We start from the raw sequence: 22,461 nt of genomic DNA on the forward strand, positions 1-22,461 counted from the left end.
GGGGTGCTCAGCGCGCCGGGTAGAGGCGTTCCAGGACGACGGCGACGCCGTCCTCGTCGTTGCCCGCGGTGACCTCGTCGGCGACGGCGAGGAGTTCCTCGTGCGCGTTGGCCATGGCGACGCCGTGTGCGGCCCAGCCGAACATCGGCACGTCGTTGGGCATGTCGCCGAAGGCGATGGTGTCGGCGGCGCGCACGCCCAGGCGGCGGGCGGCGACGGCCAGGCCGGTGGCCTTGGACAGGCCCAGCGGCAGCAGCTCGACCACGCCGGCGCCGGCCATCACCACGCCGACCAGGTCGCCGGCGGCGCGCCGGGCGGCCTCGGCGAGGGCGTCGTCGGTCAGGCCGGGGTGCTGGATGTAGAGCTTGCTGAGCGGGGAGGCGAGCAGTTCGCCGCGCTCGACCCGGACGACCGGGAGGTCGGAGCCGATCAGCAGCTCGTAGCCGGGGCCGGCCAGCACCTGGCCGTCCAGGCCGTCCTGGTTGGCGGCGATGGCCAGCGGGCCGGTCTCGGCCTGGATCTTCTCGATCGCGACCGCGGCGAGCCGGCGGTCCAGGGTGAGCGAGGTGAGCAGCTTGTGCGCGCCGGCGTCGTAGACCTGGGCGCCCTGGCCGCAGACCGCTATCCCGGTGTAGCCGATCTCGTCGAAGACCGGGCGGGCCCAGACGGCCGAGCGGCCGGTCACCACGATGTGCAGCGCGCCCGCGTCGGTGGCGGCGGCCAGGGCCGCGCGGGTGCGCTCGGAGACGGTCTCCGCGCTGGTGAGCAGGGTGCCGTCGAGGTCGGTGGCGACCAGCCGGTAGGGCAGGTCGCCACCGATCGGGTGTGCGGAGGAGGTCACTTGACCGGCTCGAGGACGGTCCGCCCGCCGAGGTAGGGGCGCAGCGCCTCGGGCACGACGACCGAGCCGTCGGCCTGCTGGTGGTTCTCCAGGATCGCCACGATGGTGCGCGGGACGGCGACCAGGGTGCCGTTCAGGGTGGCGAGCGGGCGGGTCTTGCCGTCCTCGCGCATCCTGATCGACAGCCGGCGGGCCTGGTACTCGGTGGTGTTGGAGGTCGAGGTGACCTCGCGGTACTTGCCCTGGGTCGGGATCCAGGCCTCGATGTCGAACTTGCGCGCGGCCGAGGAGCCGAGGTCGCCGGAGGCGACGTCGATCACCCGGTACGGAAGTTCCAGCGCGTTGAGGAAGTCCTTCTCCCACTGGAGCAGGCGGCGGTGCTCGTTCTCCGCGTCCTCGGGCGTGGTGAAGACGAACATCTCCACCTTCTCGAACTGGTGGACCCGGATGATGCCGCGGGTGTCCTTGCCGTAGGTGCCGGCCTCGCGGCGGAAGCAGGACGAGTAACCGGCGTAGCGCAGCGGCAGCTTGTCGGCCTCGATGATCTCGTCCATGTGGTACGCCGCCAGCGGGACCTCGCTGGTGCCGACCAGGTACTTGTCCTCCTCGGCGAGGTGGTACACGTTCTCGGCGGCCTGGCCGAGGAAGCCGGTGCCGTCCATGGCGGCCGGGCGGACCAGCGCCGGGGTGATCATCGGGATGAAGCCGGCCGCGGTGGCCTGGGCGATCGCCATGTTGACCAGGGCGAGCTCCAGCAGCGCGCCGGGACCGGTCAGGTAGTAGGAGCGGGCACCGGCGACCTTGGCGCCGCGCTCGGTGTCGATCGCGCCCAGCAGCTGGCCCAGCTCGACGTGGTCGCGGGGCTCGAAGCCCTCGGCGGCGAAGTCGCGCGGGGTGCCGATCTCCTCCAGGGTGACGAAGTCCTCCTCGCCGCCGACCGGGGCGGCCGGGTCGATGAGGTTCGCCAGGGAGCGGAGCAGGCGGTCCGCCTCCTCCTTGGCCGCGCTCTGCTCGGCGTCCGCGGCCTTGACCTCGGCGGCCAGGTCCTTGGTGCGCTGCAGCAGGGCGGTCTTCTCGTCGCCCTTGGCCTGGGCGACCTGCTTCCCGAGCACCCGCTGCTCGTTGCGCAGTTCGTCGAAGCGGCTGCCCGAGGACCGGCGCCGCTCGTCGGCGGAGAGGAGGGCGTCGACGACGTCGACGTCCTCGCCACGGACGCGCTGCGAGGCGCGCACTCGGTCAGGGTCCTCACGAAGCAGGCGAAGGTCAATCACAGGGCCAAGCGTACCGGGCGGGCGTTCCTCCACCGGTACCGGTTTTCCCCTGGGGATAACTCACCGGATCCTGTGGATAACTCCTGTGGGGAAAGCGGCGGCCCCGGACCGCGGGCGGGTTATCCACAGCCCCGGGCCCCGGCCTGTGGATGAGGAGTGGGGGTCGGGGGTCGCTGATCGAAACCAGGGAATTGAGGTTTCAAACCTCAATGAACCTTCTCGGGTGAGGGAATTGAAGCACTCGCACGGGTGATTTACAGGCAAGCGGGTGACTCTGGTCCGATTAGTCATCTCTGCGACGCAAACCGATGGTCCGACCAGTTCTGGGCAGTGGCTATACCGGTTTGTCGACTCATCCCCAGGCCTGTGGATAACTTTCGGCTGTGGACAGCGGGGAGGCCTGTGGACAGCGGCCTCCGGAGTCGGAGGCTCCTGTGGATGACGGTACGGTCACCCGCCGCGTTTGATCATGCCGGTCGATAACGGTCGGAAAAGGTCAGAAAGACACGAGATGGCGCCCGGGTATCCGGAGCCGGGCCCGACGAGGGGATCACCCGGGGGATCAGGTGATCAGATGTCCCCGCGCCCGTCGAGCGCCCGGGAGAGCCAGTCCGCCGCCGCGGCGAAATCCTCGTCCGAGGTCCCCGGCCGCCGGTGCTTGGACACCTGCCGGTCCGCGCGCGGATAGGAGCCGAGGAACCGCACCTGCGGGCTGATCCGCTTGAGCCCCATCAGCGCGTCGGCCACCCGGCGCTCGGACAGGTGCCCCTCGCAGTCGATCAGGAAGCAGTAGCTGCCCAGCCCCTCACCGGTCGGCCGGGACTCGATCCGCATCAGGTTCACCCCGCGCACCGCGAACTCCTGCAGCAGCTCCAGCAGCGCACCCGGGTGGTCGTCCGGCAGCCAGACCACCATCGAGGTCTTGTCCGCCCCGGTCGGCGAGGAGACCCGCCCCGGACGACCGACCAGCACGAACCGGGTGGTCGCGCTCTGCGCGTCCGCGATCTCCTTGACCAGCGGGTCCAGCCCGTAGATCGGCGCCGCGAACTCGCCCGCGAACGCCCCGTCGTACCGGCCCTCGGCGACCAGCCGGGCGCCGTCCGCGTTGGAGGCCGCCGACTCCCAGACCGCGTCCGGCAGGTTCGCCGCCAGCCACTTGCGCACCTGCGGCTGGGCCACCGGGTGGCTGGTCACCGTCTTGACCCCGGACAGCTCGGTGCCCGGCCGCACCAGCAGCGCGAAGGTGATCGGCAGCAGCACCTCGCGATAGATCATCAGCGGTGCGCCGGCCGCCAGTTCGTCGTTGGTCGCGGTGACCGCGCCCTCCACCGAGTTCTCGATCGGCACGAACGCCCCGGCCGCCTCCCCGGCGCGCACCGCCTCCAGCGCCAGCGCCACCGAGGAGAGCGGCACCAGCTCCCGGGTCGCCGCCTCCGGCAGCGTGTGCAGCGCCGCCTCGGTGAAGGTGCCGGCCGGGCCGAGGTAGGTGTATCGGGTGGCCGACATGACGCCTCCGTTGCCAAGGGGATGTGCACGAGCGGGTGGTGCCGAAGCAGTCACCATAACGATTCCGCGGCCCCGGCAGGAAAGCGTTCCGCAGACCGGGACCGCGCTCCCGAACGGGCTGACGAACGGGCTGACGAGTGGGCTGCCCGACGGGCCGGACGCCCTAACCCTCCAGCAGCTGCTGCCCGAGGTAGCCCCCGGCCGGCACCCCCGGCGGGACGACGTACAGCCCGCTCGCCTCGTGCCGCAGGAAGCGGGACAGCCCGTCACCCCGGGAGAGCTTGCGCTGCACCGGGGTGAAGCCCCGGCGCGGGTCGGCCTGGAAGGCGAGGAAGAGCAGCCCGGCGTCCGGCGAGCCGTCCGGCAGCGTTCCGTCGTGGTACGAGAAGCCGCGCCGCAGCATCGCCGCCCCGCCGTTGCCCGCCGGTGCGGCGACCCGGACGTGGGCGTCGGAGGGGACGGCGAGCCCGCCGTCCGGCCCCTGGGCGGCGAGGTCCACCGGGGTGCCCTCACCGGAGCCGGCCGGAGCGCTCAGCGGCGACCCGTCCGACTTGCGCCGCCCGATCACCCGCTCCTGGCGCTCCACCGGAAGCTCCTCCCAGTGCTCCAGCAGCATCCGGATCCGCCGGAACACCAGGTACGAGCCGCCGGCCGACCAGGCCGGCCCGTCCCCGCCGGCGGCGCAGAACACCTTGGCGGCGAAGCCGTCCTGGCCCGGCCTGGGGTTGTTGGTGCCGTCGATCTGGCCCATCAGATTGCGCCCGGTCATCGGACGGGCGGTCGCGCCGGGGGTGCGGGCGAAGCCGGCCGACTGCCAGCGCAGCACCGCGGTGCCGGCCGCCAGCTTCTGCAGGGTCCGCAGGGCGTGCACCGTCACCAGCGCGTCGTCGGCGCCGATCTGGACGAACAGGTCGCCGTCGCCGCGCGCCGGGTCCAGCGCGTCGCCGGGGAAGGCGGGCAGCGGTTCGAGGGCCGCCGGGCGGCGGTCGGCCAGCCCGGCCTTGTCGAACAGCGCGGCGCCGAAGCCGAGCGTGACGGTGAGCGAGCAGGGCCCGGCGTCCAGGGCGACCTGGTTGTCGAACTCCTCGGCCGGCTCCCCGGCGGTCAGCCGCTCGACCGCCTTGGTCCAGCGCTGCAACAGGGTGCGCAGCCCGTCCCGGCCGGGCCCGTCGACCAGGTCGAAGGCGGCCAGCTGGACCCGGGCCTGCTGGGGCTCGAGGATGCCGGCCTGGTGCTCGCCGCGGAACGGCACCCGGCCCGCGCCGAGCGCGCCGCCGGTCGCCGCCGCCCCCGCGGCCGGGCGGTCCCGGTAGGCGCCCGCCCCGGCCGCGCCCGCCCCGGCGCCGACCAGCAGTCCGGCGCCGGCCGTGCCGAGCAGGGCCCGCCGGGTGAAGCCCGTCGGGGCCGTCGTCCGGTCGCGTTCCGCCGATTCCGCCGAATCTGCCGAATCTGCTGATTCCATCGGTTCCACTGCTTCCGCTGACTCCACCGCGCTCAGCCGATCTTGAACTGCTGGGTCGGGGTGGTCTGGTCGATGTCGGAGGAGCGGATCTGCACCGAGACCACCCAGCTGCCGGCCAGCGGAAGCTGGGTGGTTCCGCTCCAGCGGCCGGTGCCCTCCGGGGTGAGCGCCACCGGCAGCGGGCCGAGGTCGCGGTCCGGCAGGGTGAAGGCGAGCTGCACCTCGGGGACGTCGACCGGCTTGCCGTCGGCGCCGTCCAGCGCGAGCTTGACCTCGTTCGGGCCGGTCCGGGCCGGGTTGAGGGTGACGGTCGCGGTGCCCTTGGCGTTCGGCGTCCGGCCCTTGGTGTCGTACGGCAGCTTGAGCTCCACCGTGCGGCCCGGCTCGGTCTGCGGGGCGGCGGGGGCGGCGTTCCCGGCCCCCGCGCTGCTCCCGGCCGCCTTGACCTCGCCCGCCACCCGCCCGGGCGGGGAGTTGGTGAGCATCGTGGTGACCACCAGCACCGCCACCGCGACCAGTGCCTCCACCAGCACCGAGCGGCGCAGCCCGGCCCGGGTCGGGGTCAGCCCGCGCTCGCGGCCCGCGCTGCGCGCGGCGGCCCGCTGGCGCTCCAACTGGGCCTGCCGGAGCGGGTCCTCGCTGCGCGCGGCGGCGCCGACCGGCTCGGGCACCTCGGCCCGCTCGACCTCCGCCGCCTCGGCCGGGGCCGAGCGCAGCCGGGCCAGCCAGCCGCGGGAGATCCAGGCGACGCCCAGCATCACGACCACGCAGCCGCTCTTCACCAGCAGCAGCTTCCCGTACTCGGTGCCGGTCAGCGCGCTCCAGCTGCCCAGGCCCCGCCAGGACTGGTAGATCCCGGTGGCGGCCAGCACGGCCACCGAGGCGAAGGCGATCCGGGAGAAGCGGTCCACCACCTCGGCACCGACGCCCTCGCGCAGCGCGACCAGCAGCGAGGCCAGGCCGCCCAGCCAGAGCGCCATCGCGATCAGGTGCAGGATCCCCAACGGCAGCGCCAGCCAGACCTGGATGCCCACCGAGGCGTGGTCGGCGCCGACCCAGGTCGCGGAGAGCGCCACCGCCAGCACCAGTCCGGCCACGCCCAGGCCGATCCGGGCCTCGCGCTGCGGCCGCTCGGCGGCCCGCTGCTCCAGCGCGCGCAGCTCGGCGGCCTCGGTGTCCTCCTCGCGGCCGTCGGCCTGCGCGGGGGCGGCCTCCGGGGAGACCGGCTTCGCGGGGGCCGGCTTCGGCGGCTGCCCCAACTGCCCGACCAGCAGCGACAGGAAGATCCCGGCCGCCGCGAGCAGCAGCAGCCGGGCCGCCAGCGCGGTGCCGATCCGCTCGTCCAGGGTGGCGCGCACCAGCGACAGGTCGAGGGCCTGCCCGATGCCCGAGCCGCGCTCGTACGGGCCGCGCAGCATCAGCACCGCGACGGTCGAGGCCAGCAGCGCCGTCCAGCCGGTCATCAGCAGCCGCTGCACCGGGCGCCGGGCGGCGCCGGCCGGCCAGCAGAGCAGGACGAAGGCGGCGACCCCGGCGAGCAGCGCGAAGGCCGCGTAGGCGACGGTGCGCCCGGTCCCGTACAGGGCGGCGACCAGGCCGTCCGCCTTGGCGCCCTGCAGCGCGGTGGCGGACACCGAGGTGTCCGAGGGGGCGCCGATGGAGAAGGTGAACGCCCCGCCGACCGGGTGGGAGTCCTCCGAGACGGCCCGCCAGGCGACGGTGTACGTGCCGTTGGCGAGCCCGCTGTCGAGGCCGACCCGGGCGGTGTTGCCCTTGCCGTCGGCGTGGGCCGGGTTGCCGGTGTCCACGGCCTTGCCGGCCGGGTCGAGCACCCGGACGGAGTCGCCGGACAGCGAGACCGACTCGCTGAAGGTCAGGGTCACCGCCGGCGGGGCGGTGGCGACCACCGAGTTCTGCGCCGGGTCGGTGGAGTCCAGGGTGGCGTGGGCGGACGCCGGGGCGGCGCCGGCGAGCATCAGCGCGAGCAGCGTGCCGAGCGTCCCGAGCGCCGCGGCGATGCGCAGCGGGACGGCCCGGCGGCGCGCGGCCGGGTGCCGCTGCGTGGCCCGGGGGCGGGCGCTCCGGTGGTGGGCGGCCTTCTCCATGCTGGCGGGTCCCCTAACTCTGGCCTGGGCGGTAGGTGAGCTCCTTGACCGGCACCTTGACCGAGAGGGTGCCGGACTTGGCGAAGGTCAGGTCCAGTTCCAGCTCGTCGCCCAGGGCGGGGGCCTTCTGCCAGTCCATGATCATCAGATGGGTGCCGCCGCGGGCCAGCTGCAGCGCGCCGTGCGCGGGCACGTCCAGGCTGTTCACCTGCTCCATGGTCGAGGCCGTCGAGCGGTGCATGGTGACCGACCCGGCGGCCGGGCTGGTCACCTTGACCAGCTGGTCCGGCCCGCCGTCGTTGCGGACGGTCAGGTAGCCCGCGCCCATCCCGCCGGCCGGGGGCAGCGGGATGTAGGAGTCGGCGACGCTCAGCTTCGCCGGGCCGGCGTCCGCCGAGGTGCCGCCCTGGCCGCCCGTCCCGCAGGCCGCGAGTATCGCGCCGCCGCCGAGGGCGGTGGCGACCACGGCGCCCAGCAGCGCCGACCGGCGGAACCGCCGGGTGCCGGTCGTCGTCAGCGTGGTCACGCCGCGACCCCCTTGGCGAGCAGCGGCAGGTCGTGCTCGTAGGTCTTCTCCTCGGTGCCGCTCATGTAGAGCACGTGCGCCTTGTCGTCCGAGGGGAGGAAGGCCAGCACCTGCGCGCCGTGGGTGGAGGTGACGGTGCCGTCCGCGTTGACCACCGGGTCCTCGATCATGATGCCGAGCGACTTGGCGGCGGCCTTCACCCTGCCCAGGTCGCCGGTGAGGCCTGTGAAGTCGGTGCCCATCGAGTCCAGCCAGGTGCGCAGCACCTTGGGAGTGTCGCGCTGCGGGTCGGTGGAGACGAAGACGACGTTGACCTTCTTCCGGTCCTCCGCGGAGAGGGCCTTCATCGCGACGCCGATGTCGCCCATGGTGGTCGGGCAGACGTCCGGGCAGCTGGTGTAGCCGAAGAACAGCAGGGTCGCCTTGCCGTTGGTCTGCTGCCGCAGGTCGTACGGCTGGCCGGAGGTGTCGGTCAGCTGGAGGTCCGGCTTCTCGAAGTTCTTGGCCAGCTTGGTGCCCTGGTACGGGCTGTCGTCCTTCTGCTGGGTCACCTTGGCGGCGGTCGAGCCGCCGCCGGAGGAGCCGCAGGCGGAGAGGGTCAGCGCGGCGGCCAGGGCGAGGGCGGCGGCGCCGGCCAGGCGGGTGGAACGGGCGGTGCGGGACATGGTGCTTCCGATCAGGCGCGGTGGACCACCGGTGGGGCCGTACCCGGAGCGGTACGGCCCCACCGGCGCGGGGGTCAGGAGGCGGAGCCGCTGTTCTTGCGGCGCAGGCCGAGCACGCCGACGGCGGTGCCGATCACGCCGACCACGATGCCGACCACGCCGAGGATCCGGGCGGTGTTGTCGCTGGACTTGGCGTCGCCGTCGGAGGCGGCGGCGTGGTCGGAGCTGTCGCCGTGGGCGCCGGCGGCGGGGGAGGCGGTGGCGCCGGCGCCGTGGTGGTCGTCACCGGCGGCGGCCTTGGTGAGCTTCAGCGTCGGGGCCGGGTGGGCCGGCTCGGGCTGGCCGGCCGGGGCCTCGTCGATCCAGCGGACGACATCGCCGTTGTCGTAGGTCTGCAGGGCCTTGAAGGCCATGCTGTCGGCGTCGGTCGGCAGCGGGCCGAGCGAGACCCGGAACTCCTGGAACTGGCCGGGGGCGATCTTGGTGCCCGGGTCGGCGGTCCAGGTGATCTTGGAGACGGCCTCGTTGACGTCGCTGCCGTGCACCTTGATGGGCTTGTCGAGCTTGGCCTTCTCGACGGTGGCGCTCCAGCCCGGCAGCGGCAGCGTCCGGACCGAGGCCAGCGGGTGGTCCAGCGGCAGGTTGACCTCGAGCTTCACCGTGCTCGCCGTGTCGCTCTCGTTCGGCACCCGGAAGTCGACGGCCGTGTAGCCGCCCTGGGCCGCCGAACCCGGGTTCACGGTGACGTGCGCGAAGGCGGGCCCGGCCAGCGCCACCACGGAGGCGGCGGCGGTCAGGGCGACGGCGGCGATACGACGGGTGGGAAGGGAACGCATGATGGGGGGTCTCCGATCGGAGTTCGGCACGTGACCCGCCGCTCTCGGCGGCGCCGCACGCGCGGACGTGGGGCAGGACCAGGGGCCGCCGTCGCCGTGGGCGGACGGAACGGCCCGGACACCGCGCACCGCACCCGGTCGGCCCGCACCCCTGCTCGGGGCGCGCGGGAACACCGGATCAGTACGCGAAGGCCCCGCGCGGCGGCCCGCGCCGCACCACGCTGTGCCGCAGCACCGCACCCGCGGGCAGCCGGCTCCCGCCGTCCCCCGCCCCGAACCGGCGGACCGGACCGGCCACGCCGAACAGACCGCGCAGCAACGCGGCCACCAGCACCAGGGCCGAGCGCAGCGGCGCCGCCCAGTGCTCCCGGGCCGCCGACGCCGCCACCCGGACCAGCCGCCACAACGCCGCCTCGCCGCGCCGCAGCCACCAGCCCGCCACCAGCGCGGCGGCCAGGTGCCCGGCCAGCATCGACGGCGTCATCCCCAGCACACCGCCCTGCTGCCACCAGGGCGCGGCGGCGTACGCGTGCGGATCCAGACCCGCCGAGGAGACCAGCTGCTCCGGCGAGGCGCCGCCGGGCAGGCCCACCAGGGTGCCCGGCCGGGCCTCGTTGCAGATCAGCCGACCGGCCGCCATCGGCATGCTCATCGGAACGCCGTCGTGCATCCCGTGGCCGCCCAGGCCGTGGAACAGACAGTGCAGCCCCAGCTGCCCCGCGCCCAGCGCCCCGGAGATGGCCACCATCGAGCGCTCCCGCCCGCCGCACGCCACCGCGAGCACCAGCACCGCGGCGAAGCCCGTCGCCAGCGCGACCGGCGGCACGTCGCCGCCACCCGCCAGCGCGTGCCCGGCGGCCGCGATCAGCGTGCACACCAGGGCGAACGGGACCGCCCGGGCAAGCCGCAGGTCCCAGGCGGCCCCCGCCGGCCGGGCCGGCTGCGCTCGCTCGAAGACAGGGGTGCCCTGGAACGGGGCGGCGGGGAGGGCAGTCATGGCCGGGCCATCATCTCATCGCGTACACCGCCGACACGGGCAGGGTGGGAAATCCCTACGAATGCCCCGTTCGGCCGCGGCGTGCACCCCACCGGATGCGCCCTTCGGCACAGACCCCATCGGCAGTCCATCCGCCGAACGGGCGGTAGCCGTCCCCGGGCACGGTTCACCGCCGAATCGCCCGGAGATACCTAGTTGTATGTGGAGCCGCAGCCAGGAGGGACCTCCCGTGGACATCTGGTGGACTCTGCACCTCAAGCGCGACCCGGCCAGCGTTCCGCTGGCCCGGCGCATCCTGCTCGGTGCCATGGCGACCGCGGGTGTCGACCCCCAGATCGCCGACGACCTCGGCGTCGCCCTCACCGAAGCCTGCGCCAACGCCGTCGAGCACGGCGCCACCGGCCGACCCGACGACGGCTTCCAGGTCACCGCCTCCATCAGCGGCGACCGCCTGCGGATCGAGGTCACCGACTCCGGGCCCGGCCTGTCCGCCCCCAGCACCCCGCTCGCCCGCCGCCCGGCCGCCCCCGCCCCGGCCGGCCACGCCCCCCGCCGCGCCCGCCGCGGCCGCGCCACCGTCCCGGCCCGCGTCCTCACCGCCCACCGCCCCCGCCGCGACGGCCACCCCTACGACATCCACGTCCTCCCCCACCGCCCCGCGGCCCCCACCCTCCGCCCGGTCGACCTGGACACCCTCCCCGACCTCACCGCCGAATCCGGCCGCGGCCTCTTCCTCATCCACGCCCTCACCGACCACGTCCAACTCCGCAACCACCCGCTCCGCGGGGCCATCGTGAGCTTCGACAAGATCCTCAAGTGGCAGGACGGCGCGCTGCTGCGGGCGGCCTCGTAGCACTGGCATCTTTCTGACCTGCACGAATGGCCGCTTGCGGGCCCAGATCTCGACGAGTACGAGGCAGAGATCAAGCTGCCAGGGCACACGTGGGGCACATGCCTTCAGATTTCGGCGTGGTGTGCCCCGCCCCAGCGCCAGGAAGCACCCTGTCGATCGCGGAACGGGTCCGGGACTCGCTCGTAGGCATCAGGTGGGTGTAGGTCCGGAGCGTGAAGCCCGGGTCGCTGCGGTCGAGGCAGGCTCTCTGCGCCACCCGGGACTGGTGAGCGAGGCCGCCCCGGTCCGAGGGCGCGGCCCGCGCGCGGTCGCTCCGGACCGTCACCCACCCGTATGAAGGCCGAAGGGCGGCTCAGGGCGGAACGAGTGGCACGCTCGTCGGGAAGCGGCCGACGCAACTGGCTTCACTGGCACACGAGTTCGCCAGCTCTCTGTGCGAGTTCGGACGCTCCAGGGATTCCCCGCCTGCTATAGACGGCCATGGTCGAGCGCACCGTCTTCAGCTCCTTCCGGTTCCGGTCGGATGCCACGCCGTCCATGAGATCCAGGCACTGATCCCAGAGGATCACGGCCTCCTCGTGACGGTGCTGGGCGGCTACGGATTTGGCGAGATTCGCGAGGGTCAGGCCGCGAACCCGCTGGTACGTCTCGGGGACACGGCCCTCCAGTGCCGCACGGTAGTGCCGTTCGGCGGCCCGGTGGTCCTTCATCTCGGTCAGTGTCTTGCCCGTGTGCGATGCCACGGTCGCCGCGACCGGGCCGGAGGCGGCGGCATAGGAAGGAACGCCGTCGTCACCGACGAGCATGGCGTTCTCGGCGGCCAGGAGTGCCCCGGCTGCGTTCTTGCTCTGGCCGCTCGCTCCGTACGCCCGCGCGGCCGTCACCAGCAGAAGCGCTTCTGTCTTCCGATCGACCTTCCCTTGGGCCCGCGACAGCGCGGCCTCGGCCAGTTCGACGCAGTGCGCGGTCTGGCTCAGATCGAGGGCCTGGTGGGTGAGGGCCCGCATCATCCAGGCTCCGTGACCTGCGGGGTCGGACTCGCAGGCGAGCTGGTAGGCGAGGAGGTAGAACCTCTGGGCCGCGCCCTCGCGGCCGAGATCATGGCACTTCCATCCGACCAAGGTCACCAGCTCAGCCGCCGCGCCGTACGCACTCCGGCGGCCCTCCTCGGACGGGAACGTGGCCTGGAGCATCGGCACGACGGCGTCCGCCAGATAGGACGACACAGTGGACAGCCCGTGGCCGCCGCCCAGTCTCTCGTCGGCGGTCCGGAACATCTCGGTGAGCTGCCGGACGGTGCAGACCTCTTCAGCCCCGGCCCTGCGACCGCCCTTCGCGGTTCTCAGGGCAGCGGCGACGGCCTGGTGGTCGTAGACGAGAGGGAGCCCGACTGCAGCGGTGCCGAAGGCGAGGGCGAGGAAGTCGCGACGGTGGAACATGACAAGTCTCCCGAGATCGGCAGCGGTTGCCAGAGGATCAGGGGTCATGACCTCCCCGATTGCAGGGAAGCCTAGACCGATCTCGGAGGCCGTCACCTTCCGCTTCACCATTCTGGTCAAAGCCTCGGCAAGGTAGGTCGCGGTTCTGCCAGTTGGGGTGCCGCCCCGGACCCAGGAGAGTACGGCCGATCGAGAGGTGTGCAGGGTCTCGCCGGCCTCCGCCGCAACAGTGCGGACCGTTCTGGCCAGGGCTTCGTACGTGCACCCGGCTTCCTCGATGACGCTCGCCAGCTGCCGGTTGGGCTTCTTACTGCCAGTCAACTCGCACCCCCAGAGCTGATCTTGAACAGATTGAACGGGATGGGCGGGCCATCACCGTACCGCCTGGGCGTGGTCGGCTGTTCACTGAGTGCACAAACCCGCACTTCAGAGGAGGTCGTTGCCTCATGGCCGACGTGTATTTCGACCCGCGCCTACGCGAGTTGGCCGGGGCCGGCGTGCTGGTCACCGGGGGTGGTGGCCTGATCGGCAGCCGCATCGTCGCCCAGCTCGCCGCGTGCGGAGCCAGGCCGACCGTCCTGGACAGGTTCGACGCCTACCCGCACCCGGTGCGGGACCTGTTCCGGGTGGACCAGCACGGCGCCCGGGTCGTCCTCGGGGACGTGCGCGAACGGGCCACCGTGAAGTGGCTCACGGGCCGCGCGGACTATGTGATCCACGCCGCCGCGTACGCCGACGTCGCCGCCTGCACCCGCCGGCCCGACACCGCCTTCGCGGCGAATGTGCAGGGCACTCAGACCGTCCTGGACGCGCTGCTGGAGTCGTCGGTGAAGCGGTTGGTGTTCGTGTCCTCCGCCTCCGTCTACGGCGACGGCATCCCCGCGGAGGACGGTGTGGCGTGCTTCACCGAGAACCAGCCGCTGACCCCGATCTCCGTGTACGCCAACACGAAGTTGTGGGGCGAACACCAGGCGCGTCTGATGCTCGGCAGCAGCGGCACCGAGTACTCGATCGTCCGGTACTTCTCGGTCTACGGCGACCCGCAGATCCCCAAGTCCGGCTCGCACTCCTGGATGGTTCCCTGGCTGGCCCTGTCCGCGCACACGGGTCGGCCGATGCGGCTCAACGGCGGTGGCCACCAGGTGCGCGACATGGTCCACGTCGAGGACATCGCGCACGCCACGATCCTCGCGCTCGTCGCCGATCAGGCTGCCGGACAGACCATCAACATCGGTACGGGCATTCCGACCTCGGTCCGGAGGATCGCCGAGTTGGTCGCCGCCCACTATCCCCGCGCCGCTTTCGTCGAGACACCCGTGCCCGAGGGCGACCCGCGCGGAGGCTACGCCGACACCCGCCGAGCCACCGACCTGCTCGGCTGGCGCCCCGCCATCACCCTCACCGAGGGCGTGGACCGCTACGTGAACTGGCTCAGGACCACGCCGGGCGCCATCCCGGACTGGTTCACCGCCGCGCCGACCGCCGCCATGGCCGCCTGAACGAAGGGACCGCTTCCATGCGCGTCGTACTCCTCGGCGGAGCCGGATACATCGGCTCCGTCGTCTCCCACCACCTCGTCTCCCACGGCCACCACGTCACCGTCGTGGACGGCCTGATCTACAACCGCGGGGACGACCCGGGCCGGCTACTACCCGACACCGCCGCGTTCGTCGGCGGCGACCTGCGCGACCCCGCCCTGCTGGCCGACGTCTGCGACGGCGCGGACGCCGTCGTGCACCTCGGCGGGATCGTCGGCGAACCGGCCTGCCAGCTGGACGAGGAACTGGCTGTCGAGCTGAACTACGCCGCCCCGATGATCGCCGCCGAGGCCGCCGCCGGCGCGGGCGTCGGCCAGTACGTGTTCTTCTCCTCGTGCAGCGTCTACGGCAGGCACGAGGGCACCGTGGACGAGGACAGCGAGCCGAACCCGCTCGGCATCTACGCCCGGACCAAGGTCCTCGCCGAACGGCGCCTCCCGGACGTACTTGTCGGAGTCACCGAGTTCACGACCCTTCGGCTGGCAACCGTCCACGGCTCATCGCCCCGCCAACGTCTGGACTCCGTCGTCAACTCCATGGCTTCCCGCGCCGTCGCCACCGGCCGTATCCCGCTCAACGGCGGCGCACAGCGCCGACCCCTCGTCCATGTCGGTGACGTCGCCGAAGTCCTCACCGGCGTCATGGCCGACAACCTGACCGGGGCGTGGAACGTCGGCAGCGACCAGGAGAACCACACCATCGCCGACATCGCCGAGACCGTCGCCGCCATCGTGCCCGGGTCGAGGATCCAGCGCGGGCCGGAGCGGGACGAAACCGACGCCCGCGACTACCGCGTCAGTTTCGCCCGGCTCCAGCGCCACATGCCCGGGGCGTGCTCCACTGCTCTCAAGGACGGCGTGCAGGAGATCGCCGACCTCCTTGGGACCCGCACGATCGCTGACCCGGACGAGCCCCAATACGACAACCACCGGGGCCTGGTGGACGCCTTCACCGCCGACAGGGTGCGATCCCTGCACTCCCCGGCCTGCCGGCGGTATCAGGCTGAGTACACCGCCGCGTGGGGTAGCCCGTGACGACCACCGCACCGTTCCTTCCGTGGAACCGGCCGTCCATCGGGGGCGAGGAGGAGGCCGAGGTGATCCACACCCTGCGCTCGGGCTGGCTCACGCACGGCCCGAAGGCAACCCGGTTCGAGGAAGTCGTGAAGACCACACTCGGAACCGAGGACGCGTTCGCCGTGTCCTCGTGCACCGCTGCCCTGCACCTGGCCTTCCTCGCTGCCGGCATCAAGGCGGGGGATGAGGTGATCACGCCGAGCCTCACCTTCTGCGCGGCCCCGAACGCCATCGTCCAGTGCGGCGGTACACCGGTGTTCACCGAGGTGGATCCGGACACGTTCACCATCGACCCGGAGGCGGCCGAGCGGGCGATCACCTCCAGGACGAAGGCCATCGTGGTCATGCACTACGGCGGCCACCCCTGCGACCTGCCGGCCTTCCGCAAGCTCGCCGACGACCACGGTCTGCTCCTCATCGAGGACGCCGCCCACGCTCTGCACGCCTCGCGCGACGGCCTCCGAGCGGGCAGCATCGGCGACCTGGCGGTCTTCTCCTTCTACGCCAACAAGGTCATGACCACCGGCGAAGGCGGGATGATCGTCGGCCGCGCGGACCTCGTCCGGGCCGCCCGCCTCCTCGGCCGACACGGCATCGACTCCTCCGTGTGGCAGCGCCACGGCAAGCGCCGCACCGCCGACTACGAGGTCACTGTGCCGGGCTTGAAGTACACGATGCCGGACATCACGGCCGCGGTCGGGATCCAGCAGTTCCAGAAGCTACCGGACTTCACCGCGCGCCGGGCGCAGATCGCCGCTTCCTACGACCGGTCCCTCGCCGGCCTTCCGGGGCTGCGGCTGCCGACCGTCCTGGACGGTGTCCAGCACGGCTGGTTCCTCTACCCCGTCCTGATCGAACCGGTCGGTGGCCGGAGCCGCGACACGGTGGCCGACCTGCTCCTCGACGCCTACGGGATCGGCACCAGCGTCCACTTCAAACCGGTCCACCGACTCGCCGCATACCAGTACGTCGACTGCCACCTGCCCGTCACCGAACAGATCGCCGCCCGGGAGCTGTCCCTGCCGTGCTACCCGGCCATGACCAGTACGGACGTGCGGCGCGTCATCGACGCGATCCACGTCGTCTGGTCCTGACCCGCAACTCCGCGAGGCCGACTGTCAGATGACCGGCGGCCGACCCAGCCTGGTCATCCGCCACACCGTGCTCCACCGCATCGGCCGACGCGGAGGACACGGCGTCCGAACGCCCTCGAAGAAGCCCGACCACCACGCCTTGAGGCCGGACAGCGGCGGCCGACGCACCACCGTGTACAGCGCCCAGGAGGTGAGGTAGATGGGCACCAGAACGGCAGGCAGATGACGCTTCGCCAGCCACACCCGATTGCGTGCCGTCATCCGGTAGTAGGCCGAGTGACGGGCCGGATCGGTGCGGGGATGCTGCAACACCAGATCGGCCCGGTAGTCGATCTCCCATCCGGCATCGAGCGCACGCCAGGCGAAGTCGGTCTCTTCGTGCGCGTAGAAGAACTCGGCAGGGAACAGGCCGACTTGGTCGATCACGCTCATGCGGATCGCGTGCCCGCCACCCAGGAACGTCGTGACCGGACCGGACTGCAGCGGATCGCTCGCGCCGAAACGCGGGACGTGGCGGCGTTGGGTGTACCCGGTCTCGTCCGCGATCCGGAAGGACACCACACCGAGGCGCGGATTCTCTTCGAAGGCTTCCCGGATCAACCGGAAGGTGTCGGTTCGGGGAAGCAGCCCGTCGTCGTCCAGGACCACCAGGACATCGGCACCGCCGAGTTCACGCAGCCGCGCGACGCCGGCATTCCGCCCTCCGGGGATGCCCAGGTTCTCGGGCAGCCCGACCGCGTCCACCCACTCCGGCAGCTCGGGCAGCTTCACGCCCTGGCCGAGCACCACGGTCCGGGTGCTGCCGCCGCCCTCCTGGGCTTCGACCGAGTCCAGGAGCGCACGAAGCTCCTTCGGCCGGTTGCCCATCGTCAGCACCACCACGCCCAGCGTGACGCCCATCGCACCCGATCCCATCGAGGAACCCTTCATGATCTCGCCGACACCGGAAGCGGCCGACGCGCCGTTGCGCGTACTCGCCGAGACCCGCAGGCTCCCGGACCACCAGCACATGGACCAGCACACCCTGAGCTGGATCGCCGGCAACCGACCCGCCGGTCCCAGTGCCCCGGCCACGATGCCACACCGTCCGGCCCTGCTGGTACCGGATGCCTCGTGGTTCGCCGGCCCGGTCGGGTTCGACTCCGTCCACGGCATCCTGCACAACGCCCGCGTCGGTCTCCTCGTCCAGCTCCTCGCCCAACACCACGAGCTCGGCCGTGATCAAGCCCTGGCCCTCGCCACCGCTGCGGCCTGCCACGACTGCCGGCGGCACCACGACCGCCACGACCCCGGCCACGGTGAACGCGCCGCGCGCTGGCTCGTCGGCAACCTCGACACCGTGACCCGCGCCTTCGGCGTCCCGGTCCCCACCGAGACGATCACGGCCGTCGCCCTCCATGACGTCCCGTACGACGCCTTCACCGACACCCAGGTCAGCGCCTACCGGCAGAGCCCGCACCTGGTGGACCTCCTGAAGGCCGCCGACGCATTCGACCGCTACCGACTGCCCCTCCGCCGCTGGTGGCCCGACCCGGGCCGCCTCCGCGTAGCCCTGCCGCCGTGGCTCCCGCCGGTCGCGTTCGACCTGGTCGTGCACAGCGAGCAGGCACGCCTCGACGGCGCCAATCACGGCGAGGCCCTGGAACACGCACTCCACACCGTGCTGCCCGAGTAGGAGGACCCGTTGCACGCCGACTGGGAATACGCCCACACCGACTACGACGCGCCGGTCTCGCGCCCGTCACCCGCCGGGCTCGCGGAGAGCGAAGCCGACTGGGCCCACCGCCTGGAGACGCAGACCCCGAACGGCTGGCTCCTGCGGGACAACGCCATGCTCCGCAGCCTGGCCGGCGGCGCCCCGATGCACCTGCTCCACCTGACCCGCGACCTGGGCACCGTCCGCAGCAGCGGGCACCTCTACGCCTCCACCGGCTGCCTGGTCGGCGCCATCTACGGGGCGCCTCTCACTCCGACCGGTAGCGACTTCCGGCCCCACAACCTCGGCTCCTACCTGCTGGAAAGCAGGCAGAACACCACACCGCTCATCATCGAGGTCGCCCCCGGTGCTCCAGTACCCGCCAAGGGCATCGACTACCTGCGCCTCGGAGGTATCCACCTGAGGACGTACCAGGCGTACCGGCATTTCCTCACCGAAGCCGAGGACGACGATGTGCTCCGGTCCGTCGTGGACCGGGTGCGCGTCGCAGCCCCGTTCCTCGACATGCTCCTGCGCAACGCCAGCGGTGGCACGACGCCGGCCGGGTCGTTCATCGACACTCTCGCTGCCACGGTCCCGGCCTTCCCCTACCTCGGCTACCTCTACTTCGAGACCGTCGCCGAGTACTTGATGCTCCGCTCCACCAGCCGGGCGACCAAGGAGTACGCCCACCGGGGCGAGCTCAACAACCGCCTGTACAAGGAGCTCGCGTTCTCCGCGGTGCAGGGGATGGGAGTTCTCTTCGACCTCGGGCGGTTCGCGCCGGACTGCGCGCGGCTCCTCGAACTCGTCGAGCGCATCGAGCCCGGCCTGGCATCCGGCCTGCCCGGCTATGTGCGACGCCGGATGTCCCACCTGTTCGCCGCCACAGCCCTTGCCCCGGATCAGGACGCCTCCGCCCTCACCTTCCACCGGGCGGACCTGGACATGCTGGGGGACACCGCCCCGTCCCTCCTCGGCCAGCTGATCTTCCGGGAGATCCGGATCGCCGACCGCTACCCGCAGCTCTACCACTGCTTCGAACAGGCCAAGGCACTGGAAGTGTGGAGCCACTGGAACTCCGAGCGCATCCCGACGCCGTTCAACGGAACAACCCCCAAGGGGGAGATCGGCATCAATCCGGCCTACCCGGATGCCTGCTTCTCGGTCTGGACGGCGGAGACCTGCGAACGGGGGCTCCTCCACCCGGCCGAACAGGTTGCCGCAGTGCCGGCCCCTCGCCTCGTGCCCTGGTTGGCCGCTCCTCTACGGGACAGGACGGAGGAGGAACGTTGGTCGAACCGGCACCTGGCGCCCGCGAGATAGCTCCTGCCGGGCTGTGCGGGCCTGGGCGGACGAAGGGCCCACGTTGGTGGTGGGGCGGCCGTGGCCGCCGCCGGGGCCGCGCGTGTCCGGGCGGCCGTACTCGCCGCCAACTCGACGCTGCACGTGGGCGAGCTGGCCGGAGCGGGCGCGAGGTAGGGCGGGTCGGTGGCCTGCAGGATTCGCTGCTGTAGAACCAGCACCTGATTATCGGCAGGCCGGTCCGTACGCCACCTGGATCTTCTTCAGCGGCGGGGCCGGCGTGACGTCGGCCTCGTAGCCCGGATTGTCGCTCGCCCAGGCTGCCTGCGTGCAGAAGCCGGCTTCCTTCGGGGATGTCTTCTCAAGGCTCTGGAACGTCGGTTCGCAGGTTGCGATCGCGTACTCACCGAGGAGTGACGAGCTTGGGGGAAGCCCAGGGGTGATGTACCGGACGATGATGTCGCGATTGGGCCCACAATCGGTCGTGGCCGGGGTTGTCGGGCTCGCAGGTGCAGGGGGCGCCTGCGGGGCTGTCGGCTGCGCCTTCGCCGCCGAGCTGGGCGCGGCTGGTGCGGGCGGCCGTGCGGTGTTCGGTGCCGGGTCGGGACTCGGGGTCGGCACCGTCGCCGCGACGCTCGTGGCTGGTGCCGCTGGCTTTGGTTGCGCGGCTGGTGCGCCGGCCGCCGTGTTTTTCGGGAGGGGATCGACGATCGAGCCGATGATCCCGATGACCATGAGCAAGGCGAATAGACCACCGCATCCCATGCCAGCCATCTGCCACGGCTTGAACCTGCGTTGCCGAGGAGGGGGCGACTGCCAGCCCGGCGACGTGGCACCGGGCTGCGCCGGTCCTGGTGTGGGGTTCTGCGGCTGGCCCCAGCCGGGGCCGGGCGGTTCGGGGTTAGCCACGAGTGGTGCCTTAGCTGCTCGTCCGATGGGCTGGATGGAGTCTGGCAGCAGACGGCGACCGAACATCCGGTTGCGCTGACTTGTTGTCAGACAGTGATGTTGGTGCGTTCTGGGCTGTGTGTGCTCATCGAGGGCAGAGCAGCTGAGTCGGCGTGCCGCCGGAGTGCCCGGCAGGGCACACCTGGGGCACATGAGGGCCCAAAGTGCCGCTGACCAGTGCGAACTACTGAAGGTAGTTTCGCCTGGTCAGCGGCACTTTTCCGGTTGAACCCGCAGGTCAGGGGCTTGCGGGGGTCAAAAGATCCTCAAGTGGCAGGACGGCGCGCTGCTGCGGGCGGCCTCGTAGCGCGAGGGGCGGGCGCGTCGGCTGGGTGCCGGGCGCGGATCCGGCGACGATCGGCAGGGCAGTGCGTGCGGGCTCCGTACCGGGGCCGGCGCCGGGCGTGGGTCGCTCCGGTGAGGTGGTCGCCGGGGGCGGGGCTGGTCGGCGGGTGCGGTCCTCGGCGGGGTCAGTCGGTGGTGGGGCGGCGGCGGGGTCAGTCGGTGGTGGGGCGGCGGCGGGTGAGGGCGAGGAGGGTGGTGCCGAGGACGAGGGCGGTGGTGCCGGCGACGGCGAGGGGGCGGGTGGCGGTGCCGGCGCCGGTGTCGGCGAGGTGGGTGGGGGTGGTGGCGGTGGGGGCCGGGGTGTGGTCGGTGGGGGTGAGGGTGCCGGTGTAGGTGGCGGTGAGCTGGGGGCAGGTGTACTTCTTCGCCGGGGCGGAGCCGCTCGGGAGGACCTCGGACTTGGCGGTGAAGGTGAGGCGGTGGTCGCCGTGCGGGGTGCCGGCGGCGGGCCGGACCTGGAGGGTGAGCCGCTGGCCCTGGGGGACCTGGTAGCCGCCGGTGTTGACCGGGGAGCCGGTGACGGTGAGGGGCTTCCAGGCGCCGGCGCCCGCGCGCAGTTCGAGGGGGAGGCTGCCGCCGCCGTCGGCGAGGGCGAGGGTGGTGGCGAGCTGCTTGACCGTGGTGGTGCTGGTGTTGGTGAAGGTGACGGAGAGTTCGCCCGGGGTGCCGTTGCCGCCGGTGGCCGGTATCGGGTCGGTGGTGACGCCTTCCGGGCAGTCGGTGTCGGTCGGCGTCGCGGCGGGGGTGGCGGGGGTGGTGGCGGTGGGGGCCGGGGTGTCGTCGGCGAACGCGGGGGCCGTGGCGAGGGCGACCGGACCGGCGGTGAGCACGAGCACGGTGCAGGCGGCGGAAAGGCGGGCGGGACGCATCGGTGGGCTCCAGCGGTGGGGTCGGGTTGCGCTCTCCGGGGGAAGACCACCGAGGGGCCCGAACGGTTGTCCGCGCCCCTCGGTTCACTTCGCGGCGGATCAGCCGTGCGCGCCCGCCTTGCGGCGGCGCAGGACGAACACGGTACCGGCGCCGGCGGCCAGCACGGCGGCGCCGCCGAGGGCGATCGGCAGGGTGCTGGAGTCGGCACCGGTGTGGGCCAGTTCGGGGCCGGCGGCGGCCGTGGTGGCGCCGGGCGCGGGGGCGGCGGCCGTGGACGTGGCCGGACCGGTGCCGGCCGGGGCCGGGGCCGTGGGCGTACCGGTGGGGGCCGGGGTGCCGTCGACGACCTTGAACGGCGTGGCGAGGTGGTAGTTGCCGCCGAACCCGCTGCAACTGCCCTCGGGGCCCTGCCGGGTGCCCGGGACGTCCTTGCTGAGGAAGGCCTCGGACGCGCCGTCGAGCCGGGCGGCGTACTCGGTGCTGACGGCCTTGCCGGTGGCGGCCAGGCGCACCTGGAGGGTGAGCTTCTCGCCCTTGGCGAGCTTGTACGTGCCGAGGTCGGCACGGATGTAGCTCATGTTGTTCTCGATGGCGTCCGGGGAGACCGGCTTCCAGTCGGCGCCGGGGGCCTTCACCTGGACCGTGAAGGCGTCCTTGCCCCAGACGGGCTGGTCGGGCGCGCCCTCCTCGCCGATGTTGTTGACGAAGAAGTGGGTGCTGAGCTTCGTGAAGTCGACGGGGGTGTCGTTCTCGAAGGTCACCGTCGCCTCCTGCGCGGTGCCGCCCTTGGTCAGGGTGACGCCGGACAGGCCGCTGCCGGTGGTCTTGAGGTTCTCCAGGTGGTACCCGCCCGGGCAGGGGCCGCCGGGCGAGGGCATCGGCGGGGTCGGCACGTGGGCCGGTGCGGTGGTGGGGGCGGCGGGGGCGGCGGGGGTGCTCGGGGCCGTGGTGGCAGCGGGCGTCGCCGGGATCCCGACGGCGCCGGCGGTGGCGGCGCCGACCGTCGCGCCGAAGGTGAGGGCGACCAGGGCCGCGGAGGCCAGAAGGCGGGAAGAGCGCACGATCAGGTGCTCCAACTGTGGAGTGCG

At 72.5% G+C, this 22,461-nt stretch carries 20 protein-coding genes; 6 read left to right on the forward strand and 14 right to left on the reverse strand.

All coding sequences use genetic code 11. The annotated features are described in order from the left end of the window. Nucleotides 1-7: 7 nt before the first annotated feature. The 9 genes from ABTY61_RS25595 to ABTY61_RS25635 all read right to left on the reverse strand — a co-directional run bounded on the left by ABTY61_RS25595 (nucleotide 8) and on the right by ABTY61_RS25635 (nucleotide 10,209). Nucleotides 8-841, reverse strand: a complete 834-nt coding sequence (locus ABTY61_RS25595) for an HAD family hydrolase (protein ID WP_350507400.1) — start codon at nucleotides 839-841, stop codon at nucleotides 8-10. Then, nucleotides 838-2,112 carry a serine--tRNA ligase gene (serS, locus tag ABTY61_RS25600; protein ID WP_350507401.1) on the reverse strand — a complete coding sequence of 425 codons (1,275 nt, stop codon included), beginning with the start codon at nucleotides 2,110-2,112 and terminating at the stop codon, nucleotides 838-840. Before serS ends, ABTY61_RS25595 begins: the two co-directional genes overlap by 4 nt. A 570-nt stretch (nucleotides 2,113-2,682) precedes the next feature. Further along, the gene (gene pheA, locus ABTY61_RS25605) at nucleotides 2,683-3,618 is read right to left on the reverse strand and encodes a prephenate dehydratase (protein WP_350507402.1); all 936 of its coding nucleotides are present in this window, start codon (nucleotides 3,616-3,618) and stop codon (nucleotides 2,683-2,685) included. Between the two features lie 163 nt (nucleotides 3,619-3,781). Further along, entirely contained in the window at nucleotides 3,782-5,080 is a 1,299-nt protein-coding gene (gene efeB / locus ABTY61_RS25610) for an iron uptake transporter deferrochelatase/peroxidase subunit (RefSeq protein WP_350507403.1), read from the reverse strand. A gap of 32 nt (nucleotides 5,081-5,112) precedes the next feature. Beyond that, nucleotides 5,113-7,185 carry a FixH family protein gene (locus tag ABTY61_RS25615; protein ID WP_350507404.1) on the reverse strand — a complete coding sequence of 691 codons (2,073 nt, stop codon included), beginning with the start codon at nucleotides 7,183-7,185 and terminating at the stop codon, nucleotides 5,113-5,115. A 13-nt stretch (nucleotides 7,186-7,198) separates the two neighbouring features. Continuing rightward, entirely contained in the window at nucleotides 7,199-7,711 is a 513-nt protein-coding gene (locus ABTY61_RS25620) for a copper chaperone PCu(A)C (RefSeq protein ID WP_350507405.1), read from the reverse strand. After that, nucleotides 7,708-8,376: an SCO family protein gene (locus ABTY61_RS25625; protein ID WP_350507406.1), complete on the reverse strand. Its 669-nt coding sequence runs from the start codon at nucleotides 8,374-8,376 to the stop codon at nucleotides 7,708-7,710. The genes ABTY61_RS25620 and ABTY61_RS25625 overlap by 4 nt, the downstream gene beginning before the upstream one ends. Before the next feature lie 74 nt (nucleotides 8,377-8,450). After that, nucleotides 8,451-9,212, reverse strand: coding sequence for a YcnI family copper-binding membrane protein (locus tag ABTY61_RS25630; RefSeq protein ID WP_350507407.1), 762 nt, complete (start codon nucleotides 9,210-9,212; stop codon nucleotides 8,451-8,453). Between the two features lie 178 nt (nucleotides 9,213-9,390). Beyond that, nucleotides 9,391-10,209: a hypothetical protein gene (locus ABTY61_RS25635; protein ID WP_350507408.1), complete on the reverse strand. Its 819-nt coding sequence runs from the start codon at nucleotides 10,207-10,209 to the stop codon at nucleotides 9,391-9,393. 229 nt (nucleotides 10,210-10,438) lie between these two features. On the opposite strand from ABTY61_RS25635, the gene ABTY61_RS25640 reads away from it, so the two are divergent. Beyond that, entirely contained in the window at nucleotides 10,439-11,062 is a 624-nt protein-coding gene (locus tag ABTY61_RS25640; RefSeq protein WP_350507409.1) for an ATP-binding protein, read from the forward strand. Nucleotides 11,063-11,466: 404 nt separating this feature from the next. On the opposite strand, the gene ABTY61_RS25650 is transcribed toward ABTY61_RS25640, so the two are convergent. Next, on the reverse strand, nucleotides 11,467-12,822 hold the full coding sequence (locus ABTY61_RS25650; protein WP_350507410.1) for an NsdA family TPR-like regulatory protein: 1,356 nt from the start codon (nucleotides 12,820-12,822) through the stop codon (nucleotides 11,467-11,469). Nucleotides 12,823-12,947: 125 nt separating this feature from the next. On the opposite strand from ABTY61_RS25650, the gene ABTY61_RS25655 reads away from it, so the two are divergent. Genes ABTY61_RS25655 through ABTY61_RS25665 form a run of 3 tightly spaced genes read left to right on the forward strand, consistent with a single transcriptional unit; the run spans nucleotide 12,948 to nucleotide 16,209 of the window. Next, nucleotides 12,948-14,000, forward strand: coding sequence for an NAD-dependent epimerase/dehydratase family protein (locus ABTY61_RS25655; RefSeq protein WP_350507411.1), 1,053 nt, complete (start codon nucleotides 12,948-12,950; stop codon nucleotides 13,998-14,000). Between the two features lie 17 nt (nucleotides 14,001-14,017). Further along, entirely contained in the window at nucleotides 14,018-15,073 is a 1,056-nt protein-coding gene (locus tag ABTY61_RS25660; protein ID WP_350507412.1) for an NAD-dependent epimerase/dehydratase family protein, read from the forward strand. Further along, a complete protein-coding gene (locus tag ABTY61_RS25665) occupies nucleotides 15,070-16,209 on the forward strand; it encodes a DegT/DnrJ/EryC1/StrS family aminotransferase (protein WP_350507413.1) in 1,140 nt (379 codons plus the stop codon). Before ABTY61_RS25660 ends, ABTY61_RS25665 begins: the two co-directional genes overlap by 4 nt. A 24-nt stretch (nucleotides 16,210-16,233) precedes the next feature. Here ABTY61_RS25665 and ABTY61_RS25670 read toward each other — a convergent pair whose 3' ends face one another. Then, nucleotides 16,234-17,109 carry a glycosyltransferase family 2 protein gene (locus ABTY61_RS25670; RefSeq protein ID WP_350507414.1) on the reverse strand — a complete coding sequence of 292 codons (876 nt, stop codon included), beginning with the start codon at nucleotides 17,107-17,109 and terminating at the stop codon, nucleotides 16,234-16,236. Nucleotides 17,110-17,137: 28 nt separating this feature from the next. Between ABTY61_RS25670 and ABTY61_RS25675 the strand changes: the two genes are divergently transcribed. Next, nucleotides 17,138-17,884, forward strand: coding sequence for a hypothetical protein (locus ABTY61_RS25675; protein WP_350507415.1), 747 nt, complete (start codon nucleotides 17,138-17,140; stop codon nucleotides 17,882-17,884). A gap of 9 nt (nucleotides 17,885-17,893) precedes the next feature. Continuing rightward, the gene (locus ABTY61_RS25680) at nucleotides 17,894-19,231 is read left to right on the forward strand and encodes a hypothetical protein (RefSeq protein WP_350507416.1); all 1,338 of its coding nucleotides are present in this window, start codon (nucleotides 17,894-17,896) and stop codon (nucleotides 19,229-19,231) included. Nucleotides 19,232-19,435: 204 nt separating this feature from the next. On the opposite strand, the gene ABTY61_RS25685 is transcribed toward ABTY61_RS25680, so the two are convergent. The 3 genes from ABTY61_RS25685 to ABTY61_RS25695 form a co-directional block, all read right to left on the reverse strand. Beyond that, the gene (locus ABTY61_RS25685) at nucleotides 19,436-19,951 is read right to left on the reverse strand and encodes a hypothetical protein (RefSeq protein ID WP_350507417.1); all 516 of its coding nucleotides are present in this window, start codon (nucleotides 19,949-19,951) and stop codon (nucleotides 19,436-19,438) included. Nucleotides 19,952-20,655: 704 nt separating this feature from the next. Further along, a complete protein-coding gene (locus ABTY61_RS25690) occupies nucleotides 20,656-21,372 on the reverse strand; it encodes a hypothetical protein (protein WP_350507418.1) in 717 nt (238 codons plus the stop codon). A gap of 99 nt (nucleotides 21,373-21,471) precedes the next feature. Then, nucleotides 21,472-22,434 (reverse strand): LAETG motif-containing sortase-dependent surface protein, encoded by a 963-nt coding sequence (locus tag ABTY61_RS25695; RefSeq protein ID WP_350507419.1) that lies wholly within the window; start codon nucleotides 22,432-22,434, stop codon nucleotides 21,472-21,474. Nucleotides 22,435-22,461: the final 27 nt, after the last annotated feature.

It is taken from the genome of Kitasatospora sp. NPDC096128 (assembly GCF_040303105.1).
In the GTDB taxonomy this organism is placed as follows: Bacteria; Actinomycetota; Actinomycetes; order Streptomycetales; family Streptomycetaceae; genus Kitasatospora.